The following is a 13777-nucleotide window of genomic DNA, read 5'->3' as shown; positions in this document are numbered from 1 at the left end:
TCGCTGGGGGCTTGGTCAGACGGCATCTTCTGCTCCGCTCCGGAGGGTTCCGTCGGCGCCGCAGCCCCGGAGGTGCCCGGCACCCCCGTGAGCCCGCCGGGCAGCACCATCGGTGATCGGCAGTCAGTACGGCTGCGCAATCTAGGGCATGGGGTGATCCATGTCACCCGATATGACGCAACTTTCCGCCATCCGGACACGAACGGGCACCGGTGCGCGGGTCGCGCACGCCGGTGCCCGTGGTGAGGGGGAGGGGTCCGTTCGAGGTGAGGGCCCCGGACGGGGACGACTACTCCGGCCGCTGGAGCCGGGTGATGAACTTGTAGCGGTCGCCGCGGTAGATGGAGCGCACCCACTCGACCGGGTCGCCGTCGGCGTCGAAGGAGTGCCGGGAGAGCTGGAGCATCGGCAGGCCCAGGTCGGAGCCGAGCAGGCCGGCCTCCCGCGGGTTGGCGAGGGTGGTCTCGATGGTCTCCTCGGCCTCGGCCACGGTGACCCCGTAGACCTCGCGCAGCGCCGCGTACAGCGAGTTGTGCTTGGCCAGGTTGCGCCGCAGGGCGGGGAAGCGCTTGGCGGAGAGGTGGGCGACCTCGATGGCCATCGGGTCGCCGTTGGCCAGGCGCAGCCGCTCGATCCGCAGCACCCGGCCGCCGGGCTTGATGTCCAGCAGCGGGGCGAGCCGGTCGTCGGCGGTGATGTAGCCGATCTCGATCAGCCGGGAGGTGGGCTCCAGGCCCTGGGCGCGCATGTCCTCCGTGTAGGAGGTGAGTTGCAGCGCCTGGGCGACCTTGGGCTTGGCCACGAAGGTGCCCTTGCCCTGGATGCGCTCCAGCCGGCCCTCGACGACCAGTTCCTGGAGGGCCTGGCGCACGGTGGTGCGCGAGGTGTCGAACTGGGCGGCCAGCGCGCGCTCGGGCGGGACCGGGGTGCCCGCGGGCTGGGTCTCGGTGAGCTGGAGGAGGTGGCGCTTGAGGCCGTAGTACTTGGGGACGCGCGCGGTCGGATCGGCGCCGGCCTGCGTCGGGAGGTTCTTCACCTCGGGGTCGTCGGCCTGGGCGGTGGATCCCCCGTCGCTGCTCATCGGACCTGTTCTCCCGCTTCTCGCGGAGCCTTTTACCGCCCCGCCACATCGTTAACGGACCACATCGTTGCATGTATGGCTACGGAACGAATACCTCATCACGCGATGAACGATGTGCGGTGTCGGCTTGATAACGGGTGGTCGAGATCGGTCGAACAGCCGTTGACAGGCCCATTGGTCTAGGCCAAGCTCCAGGCATCTGGTCTACACCACTAGGCCGGTAACGATGAATCCCCCCACCCGCTCGAAGGGGTCCGCGGCACCTAATCTCCCGCTTTGCGTGGGTCTGCCGCTGCCGCCCGACGGGGGTAACCCAGGCATCCCTCAGGAGGATGGCGTGAAGCGTCAGCTCATCGCGGCGGTCGGCGTCGCAGCAATGGTCGTCGGTCTCGCGGCCTGCAGCTCGGACGGCAAGAAGGACGACGGCGGTTCCTCGTCCTCTACGTCGGCCGACCGGTACAAGGGCAAGACGCTCAAGGTGTGGACCATGACCGGCTCCGCCCCCAAGGGCTGGACCGACGCGGTCAAGACCGAGTTCGAGACCACCTACCCGGGCTCCAAGGTCGACTTCCAGGCCCAGGAGTGGACCGACATCGGCCCGAAGATCACCGCCGCGCTGTCCGAGGGCTCGGTCGACGTCCTGGAGCTGGGCAACACCCAGACCTCCGGCTACGCCGCCACCGGCGGTCTGCTCGACATCACCAAGGACAAGTCCGCGCTGGGTGGCGACGCTTGGGCCGCCAACCAGAACGAGGCCGCGATGCTGGACGGCAAGCAGTACGCCGCCCCGTGGTGGGTCTCCAACCGCGTGGTCGCCTACAACAAGGACCTCTGGAAGGCCGCCGGCCTGACCGACGCGCCGAAGACCCTGGACGAGTTCTACGCCGACCTGGACAAGCTCAAGACCACCCCCGGCGTCGTCGACCCGCTCTACCTGCCGGGCCAGGAGTGGTACACCTACTTCGGCCTGCTCACCGGCGAGGGCGGCAAGATCGCCAAGCAGGAGGGCGGCAAGTGGGTCGGCGGCCTGGAGTCGCCCGAGGCGCAGCGCGCCTTCGAGACCTACAAGACGCTGCAGAGCCACTCGCTCACCGGTCCGAAGGACAAGGACGAGGCGACCCCGCAGCAGAAGGACGTCTTCGCCAAGGGCAACGTCGGCACCATGATCGCCCTCGGCTGGGAGCTCCCGCTCGAGAAGGAGATGCCGAAGGACAAGATCGGCTTCTTCCCGATCCCGGGCAAGACCGCCGACAAGCCCTCCGGCGTCTTCATCGGTGGCTCGAACCTCGCGATCTCCGCGCAGAGCAAGAACACCGCGATGGCGAAGGACTTCCTGAAGATCGCCCTCAACGACAAGAACGAGGGCATGGTCGCCGCGGCCGGCAACATCCCGAACAAGCCGGCGCTGAACAGCCAGCTCACCGGTGACTTCGCGAAGGCCGCCCAGGCCGCCACCGCGGTCGGCGGGATCACCCCGAACACCCCGAACTGGGCCAGCGTCGAGAACACCCCGAACCCGATCAAGGACTTCCTGACCGCGGTCCTCCAGGGCGGCGACTACGCGTCCACCGCGAAGAAGTACGACGACGAGATCGCCAAGCGGCTCAACCAGAAGAACTAGTGCATCGAGCGGCGTCGCTCACCGGCCCCCGGCGGGGGGTCGGTGGGCGGCGCCCGTCCGTCGTGGCCGGGTTGTGAGGAAGTGAGAACGATGGCTGTGCATTCGGACCGGGTGCAGACGCAGTCCCCGGAGTCAGGGGAGGCTGTGGTGGCCGAGATTGACACCAGTGCCGCCGGCGGCGGAGCCAAGGGCACCGCGCCGAAGGGCACCAGACCCGCGAGCGGCCCCGGTCTCGGCGCCCGCTCCGCGCCGTACCTGCTGCTGCTGCCGGCCATCGTGGCGACCATCGTCCTGCTCGGCTGGCCGCTGCTGAAGACCTTCCTGCTGTCGTTCCAGGACCTCAACCGGCGCCAGCTGGTGATGCACCTGACCGAGTGGACCGGCTTCGACAACTACAAGGAGCAGCTGAGCGACCCGGAGTTCTGGTCGGTCACCGGTCGCACCGTCGCCTTCACCCTGGTCAACGTGGTGCTGATCATGGTCGGCGGCACCCTGGTCGGCCTGCTGCTGAACGTCCTCGGCAAGAAGATGCGGCTCGCGCTGTCGGTCGCGCTGCTGATGGCCTGGGCGATGCCGGTGGTCGCCGCGACCACCGTCTACACCTGGCTGTTCGACGAGCAGTGGGGCGTCGTCAACTGGTGCCTGGACAAGCTCGGTTGGCACTCGATGGCGAACTACAACTGGATGAGCGACGAGTACTCGACGTTCTTCGTCGTCATCCTGCTGATCGTCTGGATGTCGATCCCCTTCGTGGCGTTCAACATGTACGCCGGGCTGACCACCATCCCCAAGGAGCTCTACGAGGCCGCCCGGATGGACGGCGCCGGCTCCTCGAAGATCTTCAGCTCGGTGATCTTCCCCAACCTCAAGCCGTTCTTCCTGGCCACGACCTTCCTCGAGGTCATCTGGGTCTTCAAGTCCTTCACCCAGATCTACGCGATCAACGGCGGCGGCCCCGAGAAGCTCACCCGGACCCTTCCGGTGCACGCCTTCCTGGAGGGCTCGGGCAGCCAGCACTACGGCGTCGGCGCCGCGATCGCGGTGCTCACCATCCTGATGCTGGGCGTCCTGATGGCCTACTACTTCCGCATCATGATCAAGCAGGAGGACGAGCTGTGAGGCGCTCTCTCTTCGGACGTACCTGGCCGAACGTGATCGCGGTCGTCCTCATCGTCTTCTTCATCTTCCCCGTCTACTGGATGATCGCGACCGCGTTCAAGCAGAACAACGACATCATCAGCAAGACGCCGGTCTTCATCCCGCTTGACGCGACCTTCGAGCACTTCACCACCGCGGTCAACGCACCGGACTTCTGGACGTACGTCACCAACAGCATCACCGTCACGGTCGGCGCGGTGCTGATCTCCCTGGTGATCGCGACCCTGGCGGCCTTCGCCATCGCCCGGATGAGGTTCCGCGGCCGCAAGGCCTTCGTACTGGTCATCATGCTGGCCCAGATGGCGCCCTGGGAGGTCATGACCATCGCGGTCTACATGATCTCCCGCGACAACGACATGCTGAACAGCCTGCTGCCGCTGACCTTCTTCTACATGATGATGGTCCTGCCCTTCACCATCTGGACGCTGCGCGGCTTCATCGCCGCGGTGCCGAAGGAGCTGGAGGAGTCGGCCATGGTGGACGGCTGCACCCGTACCCAGGCCTTCGTGAAGGTGATCTTCCCGCTGCTGGCCCCGGGCCTGATGTCGACCTCGCTGTTCGGCTTCATCACGGCGTGGAACGAGTTCCCGCTCGTCCTGATCGTCAACAAGGAGCAGGGCAAGACCCTCCCGCTCTGGCTGTCCTCCTTCAAGACGGCCTTCGGCAACGACTGGGGCGCGACCATGGCGGCCTCCACGATGTTCGCCGTCCCCGTGCTGATCCTGTTCGTCTTCCTGCAGCGCAAGGCAGTCGGTGGTCTGACCGACGGCGCCGTGAAGGGCTGAGCCACCGTGAGCATCCTCGTACCCACCGTCCCGGACAGCGACCAGCTCCACCGGGACGCCCTGACCGTCCTGCAGCCCGGCTTCGTCGGCACCGAGCCGCCCGCCTGGCTGCGCCGCCACCTGGCCGCCGGGCTCGGCTCGGTCGCGCTGTTCGACCGCAACGTGGTCGACCTCGACCAGCTGTCCGCCCTCACCGGCGCGCTGCGCGCGGAGAACCCCGACCTCCTGATCGCGATCGACGAGGAGAGCGGCGACGTCACCCGGCTGGAGGCCGGCTCCGGCTCGTCCTGGCCGGGCAACCTCGCCCTCGGGGCGATCGACGACCCGGCGCTGACCCGGGACGTCGCCCGCGAGCTGGGCCGGGCGCTGGCCGCGGCCGGCGTCAACTACAACTGGGCGCCCACCGCGGATGTCAACTCCAACCCGCGCAACCCGGTCATCGGCGTGCGCTCCTTCGGCGCCGACCCGGAGCTGTGCGCCCGGCACACCGCCGCCTGGGTGGAGGGCCTCCAGTCGGCCGGCGTGGCCGCCTGCTCCAAGCACTTCCCCGGCCACGGCGACACCGCGGTGGACTCGCACCACGGCCTGCCGGTGATCGACGTTGACCTGGACGTGCTGCGCACCCGCGACCTGATCCCGTTCCAGGCCGCGATCGCGGCCGGCACCAAGGCCGTGATGACCGCCCACATCATGGTCCCGGCGCTGGACCCGAAGCTGCCCGCCACCCTGAGCCCGACCGTGCTGCGCGACCTGCTGCGCGCCGCCCCGGCCGACGGCGGCCTCGGCTACCAGGGCCTGATCGTCAGCGACGCGATCGAGATGGGCGCCATCGCCGACACCTTCGGGATGGGCCAGGGCACCGTGCTGGCGCTGGCGGCCGGCGCGGACGCGATCTGCGTCGGCGGCGGGCTGGCCGACGAGGAGACCGTGCTGATGCTGCGCGACGCCATCGTGGCGGGCGTGCGCTCCGGCCGGCTCACCGAGGAGCGGCTGGCGGACGCCGCCGACCGGGTCCGGGCGCTGGGCAGCTGGGGCCGGATCGCGGCCCAGGGCGAGCAGGCCGAGCCGGACCTCGCGGTGGGCCTGCGGGCCGCGCGCCGGGCGCTCAAGGTGGTCCGGGCGCCGGGCCGCGAGGTGCTGCCGGTGAGCGAGCGCCCGTACGTGGCCTCGTTCTCGGACGAGCCGAACATCGCGGTCGGCGACGTGACCCCGTGGGGCGTGGCCGGCATGCTGGCCGACCGCTTCCCGGGCACCCGGACCCGTGCGGTGTCCGCGGCCGAGGCCGCGCCGGAGCTGCTGGAGGCGCTGGTCGCCGAGCTGGTGGCCGGGGCCCAGGGCCGCCGCCTGGTGCTGGTGGTCCGGGACGCCCACCGGCACGCCTGGATGGCCGCCGCGCTGGCCCGTCTGGTGGCGGCCCGGCCGGACGCCGCGGTGGTGGAGATGGGGCTGCCCCAGTCCGAGCCGGTCGGCGCGCTGTACATCGCCACCCACGGCGCCGCCCGGGTCTGCGGGCTGGCGGCCGTGGAGGTGCTCACCGGGCAGCCGGGAGCGGTCGGCTGAGACCGTACGGACGTCGCCGGCCGGAGCCGGGGGCGTCCGCCGACGGGCCCGTCATGCGCATGTCGCATGGCGGGCCCGTCGCGTTTCCCCGCCGTCGACCCGGACGTTCTCCGGATGACCGTGCTCCCTCAAGGCAGCCTTAAATCCACCTTAAGTCCCACTGAGGGTGACGGCCTGACGACTGATCGCCACGCGGTACAACGGGTCGGCAACAGCCTTGCTGACAAGGCCTGTTGGCCGTTGACACCACAGTTGGTCTAGGCCAGAGTCCATGCAACCGGTTCGAAATTGAACTCACCGGTTGTGGTATTGCGCCCTCCTCGAAGCTCTTCGCCGCCCCCGCCAGGACTCTCCGCCGCGGGCGCCAATCACGCTGTCGGCGGGCACCACCGTTCTTGGACAACCCTCGGAGGATGGCGTGAAGAAGCGTCAGCTCGGTTCGACGCTCGGGATCATGGCGCTGGCAGTCGCCCTGACGGCCTGTTCCTCGTCCGGATCACCCTCGGCCGACGGCCGGAGCTCCGCCGCGGACCCGCAGGCCGCCTCCGGCACCGTCACCGTCTGGTTGATGGACGACGCCCAGAAGAACTGGCCGGACCTGGTCCAGCGGGTCAACGACGAGTTCGCGGCGAAGTACCCCAAGGTCGGCCTCAAGCTGGTCTACCAGGGCTGGGCCGACAAGGTCTCCAAGCTCGACAAGGCGATCGCCGACGGCAGCGCCCCCGACGTGGTCGAGCTCGGCAACACCGAGACGATGAAGTACGTGCTCTCCGGCGCGCTGGCCCCGGTGGACCGCACCACCTTCGACAACTCCGACAGCTGGATCAAGGCGCTCGCCAACACCTGCACCTACCAGGACAAGTTGTGGTGCGTGCCCTACTACGCGGGCGCCCGGGTCGCGGTCTACAACTCCAGCGTCTTCCAACAGGCCACCGGCAGCGCGGAGTTCCCCAAGACCGAGGGCGAACTGATGACCGCCCTGGACAAGATCGCGGACAAGAACAGATCGGACCGGACCTTCTCCCCGCTCTACCTGCCCGGGCCGTACTGGTACGCCGCGATGAGCTACGTGGCCGCGTACGGCGGCAGCATCGCCAAGTTCGACAGCTCCGGCAACTGGCACGGCACCCTGCACGACGCCAAGTCCCAGCAGGGCATCGGCCACTTCGCGGACCTCGTCCGCAAGTACAACAAGGGCGACCTGACGCAGAACGAGCAGAACCAGTTCGAGGCCATGGCGCGCGGCCACGCCGCGTCCTTCTACGGCAACGGCTTCGAGGCCGCCAGCGTGATCGCGCCGGTCACCGGCGACTCGGGCCTCAAGGACAGCGTCAAGGTCGCCACCATGCCCGGCCCGGACGGCAAGCCGCTGCCCACCTTCATCGGCGGCTCCGACCTCGCCGTCACCGCCAAGTCCCAGCAGGCGGGGCCGGCCGCCGACTGGATCCGGATGTTCACCAGCACCAAGTCCGAACAGGCGCTGGCCGACAAGGACATCCTGCCGAACAACCTCAACCAGCTGAACCCGTTGAAGAACAAGCCCAACACCGCCGCCGCGGCCAACGCCGTCCCGGACGCCTGGTTCACCCCGCTGGCCCCCGGCTGGGGGGCGGTCGAGAAGCAGAAGATCATCCCGGACATGCTGACCGCGATCCTCAAGGGCAAGTCCGTCGACCAGGCCACCAAGGACGCCGACGCGGCGATCGACCAGCTGATCAACAACCCGTCCTGACGCCCGGCCCGCCGCACCGCTCGCCGCGCCACCCCCGATCCGCCCCGGGGCGGGGGTGCCGCGGCGGGGGCCCGCTCGTAGGATTGCCCAGCAGGAACCGCAGCGAGTGTGCGGACTCGCCGCCGTAGAGGTCCCCGTCGGGCAACCCGCCCGGGCGGGGTCGACCCATCTCATCGGAGGCAATCCAGATGTCCGACCCGCAGACTGTTTCCGTCCCCGGCCGGATCATGGCGGCGGAGATGGCCGAGCAGCCGGCCGTCCTCCGGCGCATCCTCGACGAGGGTGCCCCGAAGATCCGCGAGATCGCGGCCGGGATCGCCGCCCGCAGCCCCCGCTTCGTCCTGCTGACCGCGCGCGGCACCTCCGACAACGCCGCGCTCTACGCCAAGTACCTGATCGAGATCCTGCTCGGCAAGCCGGCCGGCCTGACCTCGATGTCCACCACCACGGCGTACGGGGCCCAGCCGGACCTCACCGACGTCCTGGTGATCACCGTCAGCCAGTCCGGCGGCTCGCCGGACCTGGTCGCCTCCACCAAGGCCGCCCGCGAGGCCGGGGCGATCACCCTGGCCGTCACCAACAACCCCGACTCCCCGCTCGCCGAGGTGTCCGAGTTCCACATCGACGTGCTGGCCGGGCCGGAGAAGGCGCTGCCGGCCACCAAGACCTACACCGCCGAGCTGCTGGCGCTCTACCTCCTGGTCGAGGGCCTGCGCGGCGGGGACGGCTCGGCGGCCGAGGGGCTGCCGGGCCTGGCCGCCGGGGTGCTGGCCCGCCAGGCGGAGGTGAAGGCGCTGGCCGAGCGCTACCGCTTCGCCCAGCGCCTGGTCATCACCTCGCGCGGCTACGGCTACCCGACCGCCCGCGAGGCGGCGCTCAAGCTGATGGAGACCACGTACATCCCGGCCACCCCGTTCTCCGGCGCCGACCTGCTGCACGGGCCGCTGGCCATGGTGGACAACGTCTCCCCGGTGATCGCGATCGTCCCGGACGGCAAGGGCGGCGAGGCCCTCCAGCCGGTGCTGGACCGTCTGCGGGGCCGCGGCGCGGACCTCGTGGTGATCGGCCAGCAGGCGCAGGTGGACGCCGCCTCGGCGGGCTTCGCGCTGCCCGCCGGCGTGCCCGAGGAGGTCCAGCCGATCCTGGAGATCCTGCCGCTCCAGCAGCTCGCCTACGAGGTCACCATCGCCCGCGGCCAGGACCCGGACGCCCCGCGCGCCCTGGCCAAGGTCACCGAGACGCACTGATACTCGCCCGCTCGCCTCCGGGGCGCTCCGACCCGGTGCCGACGGTCGTCGCTCCGATGCCCCTCGTTCCTCGGGGCCTCCTCGCTCCTCCCTCTCGACACCGGCGCGCCCCTTCGGCTCGGGGCGGGTGCTCGCCCGCTCGCCTCCGGGCGGGGGCGCCCGCCGGAACGGAACCGGCCCCCGTCCACAGGCTGTGGACGGGGGCCGGTTCGCTGAGCGGCGGAAACGGGTCCGGAATGCACTACGGGCCACGGCGCCGACACGGGACCCTCAACCCATGCGGCACCGCAGCCCGGAGCTGTCGTCGGGCACCGGTGTCGATCGAGGACTGTGCGGGGTCCTCGTTCGCCGGCGTCCGACCGAGGAGAAGCCGCGCGCGGTCAGGGCAGTTGCGCGGGGGGCCTCTCCTTGGTGCCCTTTCATTGTGGACTAGACCAATCTGCGTTGTCCAGGCCGCTCGGTGAATTGGTCTAAACAACTCCGGACAGTCATCCGGCGCCAGCGGACAGTCCGCCGAGCCCCCCGCCGGGCCTCGGCGCTACGCTCGCCATGTGCCCTCGCTGAACGAACTCGTCCGCCGCCACACCACCCTGACCGGGGCCGACGTGGAATGGCTCCACATGCTGGTCTCGGAGTGGCAGCTGCTCTCCGACCTCTCCTTCGCCGACCTGGTGCTGTGGATCCCCACCTGGGACGGCATCCGCTACGTCTCGGTGGCACAGATGCGGCCCAACACCGGGCCGACCTCCTACCAGGACGACATGGTCGGCCACCTCGTCCCGCGCGGGCGCCGCCCGCTGCTGGACGCCGCCTTCGACGAGGGGCGGATCGTGCGCGAGGGCGATCCGGAGTGGCGCGAGGAGGTCCCGGTCCGGGTCGAGTCGATCCCGGTCCGGCGCGAGGGCAAGGTGCTCGGGGTGATCGCCCGCAACACCAACCTGCTGACCGTGCGCACCCCCAGCCGGCTGGAGCTCACCTACCTCCAGAGCGCCTCCGACCTGGCCCAGATGATCGCGGCCGGCAGCTTCCCGTTCCCCGGCGTCGAGCAGGCCGACATGGACGCCGCGCCCCGGGTCGGCGACGGCCTGATCCGCCTGGACGCGGACGGCATCGTCACCTACGCCAGCCCCAACGCGCTCTCCGCCTACCACCGGCTGGGCCTCACCACCGACCTGGTCGGCAGCCACCTCGGCCGGGCCACCGCCGACCTCGTCCCGCCCTCCCGCTCGGCCGTCCACGAGGCCCTGGTGAAGCTGGCCAGCGGCTGGGCGCCCCGGCAGACCGAGGTGGAGGTGCAGGGGGGAGTGGTGACCCTGCGCGCGATCCCGCTCAAGCCGAAGGGGACGCTGACCGGCTCCCTGGTGCTCTGCCGGGACGTCACCGAGCTGCGCCGCCGCGACCGCGAGCTGATGACCAAGGACGCCACCATCCGGGAGATCCACCACCGGGTGAAGAACAACCTGCAGACGGTCGCCGCCCTGCTGCGGTTGCAGTCCCGCCGGATGGAGTCCGAGTCGGCCCGGGCCGCGCTGGACGAGGCGGTGCGCCGGGTCGGCTCGATCGCGATCGTGCACGAGACGCTCTCCCAGGCGCTGGACGAGCAGGTGGCCTTCGACGAGATCGCCGACCGGGTGCTGGCGATGGCGATGGAGCTGTCCCAGGACGGCCGGGTGGCGACCCGCCGCAGCGGAAGCTTCGGCATCCTCTCCGCCGAGGTGGCCACCCCGCTGTCGATGGTGTTGACCGAGCTGCTGCAGAACGCCCTGGAGCACGCCTTCGGCCCGACCGCCTCCGGGAACCTGGAGGTCAGCGCGCTGCGCGGGCGGGCCCCGGCGACCGGCATGGGCTGGTCGGACAGCTGGAACGGCGGTGCCAAGCCGGAGGAGTACCTGCTGATCACCGTGCAGGACGACGGGCGCGGCATGCCGGAGGGCTTCGACCCGAAGACGGCCGGCAACCTCGGGCTGCAGATCGTCCGGACGCTGGCCACCGGTGAGCTGGGCGGGACCTTCGACATGGTGGCCGGCCCGAACGGCGGCACCAAGGTCATCCTGGAGATCCCGGTGCGTTGATGCGTCGGGTTGCGCGGCGGGGGCGTGCGTGCGGCGGAAGCGCCGGGTGCGCGCTTCACGCGCCCGGCGTGCAAAGGCGGGGCACGGCCGGGTCGGGCGCCGGGCCGGAAACAGAAACGAGGCCCTGTCGACCGGGGGGGGTGGGTCGACAGGGCCTCTCAACCCGTTCCGGCCGTCGGGGGGAGTCGGCCGGAACGGGGGCTCTAGGTGGTGCGACACCTCACATGTGCGTTGCACACGGTGAGCGCCTCAGCTCCACAATATTGCTCTAAGTGAACAGTATCAAGTGGCTGGACGGTTCGGTGTCGCGGGACCTCGCGTGGCAAGGCCCTTGGTGCGGAAGGCTTCACCAGGAGGTGCAGGGAAGCCTTTGATCATGTGTTGATCGGTTGTTGATCGGTACTACGGTTACTGCTGGTGCTACGGCGTGTGACCAGATGCTGCTGATCAGGCGGTGCGGGCGCGGTTGCGGGCGGCACGGCGCTTCATCGCGCGACGCTCGTCCTCGCTCATGCCGCCCCAGACGCCGGCGTCCTGGCCGGTCTCGAGGGCCCACTGGAGACACTGCTCCATCACCGGACAGCGGCGGCACACGGCCTTGGCTTCCTCGATCTGCAGCAGAGCAGGACCGGTGTTCCCGATCGGGAAGAACAGCTCCGGGTCCTCTTCGCGGCAGACAGCGCGGTGGCGCCAGTCCATGGTCGTCCAACTCCTCCTGCCGCGGGGGGTGGCCCGATCGGCATAATCGAATGGCTTGTGAATGTGAACGCTTTCACGAATCCCACAACAGCAAAAGAGACCAAAGGCCCATCGGGCCCGGGTGGTCTGTGCTGGGGGGGATTCGGCGATTCGAGGGACACCCCGCGGTCGGCGCTCCTGTGGTTCCGGAGTTGCCGTCGCTGCGATGTGTCCCGATCGCCATGTAGAGGTTCGCAAACCTCGGGCTCGGATACAACCCCCTTCGGGGAGGAATTTTTGATTCTTCGGTGTCGCCTAGCTCACAGCCAGTACTTCTATGGAGTGAAGGGGGCTTGTGCGTTCGAGAAGAAGGGCGAAGCCCCCTTCCGGTCACACAATCACACGCAGTGCCCGCCGAACGCCTGTGAAACTGACGCGACTCCGGTCTCCAAGATGGTCCCCGTCGACCTGGAACGGCACAGGTTCCTGGGAAACCAAGGTGAAGTGTCTGACGTCGTGATAGGAGACGACGTGCTTTCCGGACGGGCCGGCCGGCGGGGCGCCGTCGCTCGAAGGCGCGTACGACCGCAGGATCTGACGGATCGTTCGAGCAGTACCGAACGCCGTCATCCGGGTGATGCCGAAGACGTCCAGATCCGTGTCGAAGGAGGCGAGGGGCGAGGGGTAGACCGGACGGCTGCCGAGGAACGTCCACGGCGAGGTGTTGCTGACTATCGTCAGCGCCAGGCCCGGAACGGCCTCGCGGCCCGGTATTTCCAAGGCCACCGGGCCCGAGCGGCGCTGCTCACGCTGGGTGAAGTAGTGCCGGAGGGCCTGCCCGACGTACAGGGCGTGGGTGGACTTGCGCCCGGCCCTGCGCTGCTCCTCGACCCGGCCCACCACGCCGGCGTCGAAGCCGAGGCCGGCGGTGAAGGTGAACCAGCGGTCCGGCAGCCCCTCGGTCATCGCCTTGCCCAGGCCGATCGGCCGCTCGTGCCCCTGCTCCAGTGCGTTCAGCAGGGCGCCGGTGGCCTCCACCGGGTCGTTGGGCAGGCCCAGTGCGCGGGCGAAGACATTGGTCGAACCGCCCGGCACCACGGCCAGTCGCGGGACCTTCTCGCCCGGGCCGTGCGCCAGCAGCCCGTTCACCACCTCGTTGACGGTGCCGTCCCCGCCCAGCGCCACCACCAGGTCGACCGTGCCGTCCTGGGCGGCGTCCCGGGCCAGGTCGTGCGCGTGCCCCCGGTACTGGGTCTCGGCGACGTCCAGCTTGAGGTCGCTGCGCAGCGCGTGGATCAGTACGTCCCTGGTCCGGCCACTGGTGGTGGTGGCCTTGTGGTTCACGACCAGGAGAGCGCGCATGGGGAAAGCCTACGGGGCCGTACGGACCGACCGGCGGCTACCCTGCTGGAGTGACCGCAGAATCCTCCGCACCCGTACCCGCCCGCCCGGTCCCGCTCACCCTGGGCGCCGCCATCACCGCCCTGGAGGGCGCGGCGCTCGCCGTCGTCGGCGTCTCGGACATGGTGTCCGCACTGTCCGGCCAGGCCAAGCAGCTGGCCCTGAACGAGTTCGGCGGCCTGGTCATCGTGCTGCTCGGGGTGCTGCCGATACTGGCCGCCCGCGCGCTGCTCAAGGAGCGCCGCTGGGGCCGCAGCCCCGCCGTGCTGACCAACTCGATCTGCCTGCCGGTGGCTTACTACATGGTCCAGAGCGGCGGCGCGATGATCGCGGTCGGTGCGCTGGTCGGCCTGCTCGGCCTGGTGGGCATCGGTGCGCTGCTGAACCCGAGGTCGACGGCGGCCCTGTACGCGCAGCAGGAGGGCTGAGCGCCCCCACCGCC

General features: G+C 69.9%; 11 protein-coding genes. 8 read left to right on the top strand and 3 right to left on the bottom strand.

Translation table 11 applies throughout. The annotated features are described in order from the left end of the window. Positions 1 to 289: 289 nt before the first annotated feature. Positions 290 to 1081, bottom strand: coding sequence for a GntR family transcriptional regulator (locus tag ACFXPX_RS22015; RefSeq protein WP_375894047.1), 792 nt, complete (start codon positions 1079 to 1081; stop codon positions 290 to 292). Between the two features lie 337 nt (positions 1082 to 1418). Between ACFXPX_RS22015 and ACFXPX_RS22010 the strand changes: the two genes are divergently transcribed. From ACFXPX_RS22010 to ACFXPX_RS21980, 7 genes are all read left to right on the top strand, one after another. Then, complete coding sequence (locus tag ACFXPX_RS22010; RefSeq protein ID WP_380525139.1) at positions 1419 to 2702, top strand: extracellular solute-binding protein; 1284 nt, start codon at positions 1419 to 1421, stop codon at positions 2700 to 2702. A gap of 90 nt (positions 2703 to 2792) precedes the next feature. Further along, on the top strand, positions 2793 to 3821 hold the full coding sequence (locus ACFXPX_RS22005; RefSeq protein ID WP_375894041.1) for a carbohydrate ABC transporter permease: 1029 nt from the start codon (positions 2793 to 2795) through the stop codon (positions 3819 to 3821). Then, a complete protein-coding gene (locus ACFXPX_RS22000; RefSeq protein WP_375894038.1) occupies positions 3818 to 4645 on the top strand; it encodes a carbohydrate ABC transporter permease in 828 nt (275 codons plus the stop codon). The genes ACFXPX_RS22005 and ACFXPX_RS22000 overlap by 4 nt, the downstream gene beginning before the upstream one ends. Positions 4646 to 4651: 6 nt before the next feature. Next, positions 4652 to 6205 carry a glycoside hydrolase family 3 protein gene (locus ACFXPX_RS21995; RefSeq protein ID WP_375894036.1) on the top strand — a complete coding sequence of 518 codons (1554 nt, stop codon included), beginning with the start codon at positions 4652 to 4654 and terminating at the stop codon, positions 6203 to 6205. A gap of 454 nt (positions 6206 to 6659) precedes the next feature. Beyond that, the gene (locus tag ACFXPX_RS21990) at positions 6660 to 7937 is read left to right on the top strand and encodes an extracellular solute-binding protein (RefSeq protein ID WP_375894181.1); all 1278 of its coding nucleotides are present in this window, start codon (positions 6660 to 6662) and stop codon (positions 7935 to 7937) included. Positions 7938 to 8125: 188 nt separating this feature from the next. Next, entirely contained in the window at positions 8126 to 9184 is a 1059-nt protein-coding gene (locus ACFXPX_RS21985) for an SIS domain-containing protein (protein ID WP_380403850.1), read from the top strand. 551 nt (positions 9185 to 9735) lie between these two features. Further along, positions 9736 to 11256: a sensor histidine kinase gene (locus ACFXPX_RS21980; RefSeq protein WP_375894031.1), complete on the top strand. Its 1521-nt coding sequence runs from the start codon at positions 9736 to 9738 to the stop codon at positions 11254 to 11256. A 447-nt stretch (positions 11257 to 11703) separates the two neighbouring features. Here the strand turns inward: ACFXPX_RS21980 and ACFXPX_RS21975 are convergent, their stop codons facing one another. Then, on the bottom strand, positions 11704 to 11955 hold the full coding sequence (locus tag ACFXPX_RS21975; RefSeq protein ID WP_014138019.1) for a WhiB family transcriptional regulator: 252 nt from the start codon (positions 11953 to 11955) through the stop codon (positions 11704 to 11706). Positions 11956 to 12324: 369 nt separating this feature from the next. Next, entirely contained in the window at positions 12325 to 13296 is a 972-nt protein-coding gene (locus tag ACFXPX_RS21970) for a diacylglycerol/lipid kinase family protein (RefSeq protein ID WP_375894028.1), read from the bottom strand. Between the two features lie 50 nt (positions 13297 to 13346). On the opposite strand from ACFXPX_RS21970, the gene ACFXPX_RS21965 reads away from it, so the two are divergent. Further along, positions 13347 to 13763 (top strand): hypothetical protein, encoded by a 417-nt coding sequence (locus tag ACFXPX_RS21965; protein WP_375894025.1) that lies wholly within the window; start codon positions 13347 to 13349, stop codon positions 13761 to 13763. Positions 13764 to 13777 lie beyond the last annotated feature (14 nt).

Origin of the sequence: Kitasatospora sp. NPDC059146 (genome assembly GCF_042786665.1) — a bacterium.
In the GTDB taxonomy this organism is placed as follows: Bacteria; Actinomycetota; Actinomycetes; order Streptomycetales; family Streptomycetaceae; genus Kitasatospora.
This window is presented reverse-complemented; position numbering and strand designations above follow the sequence as displayed.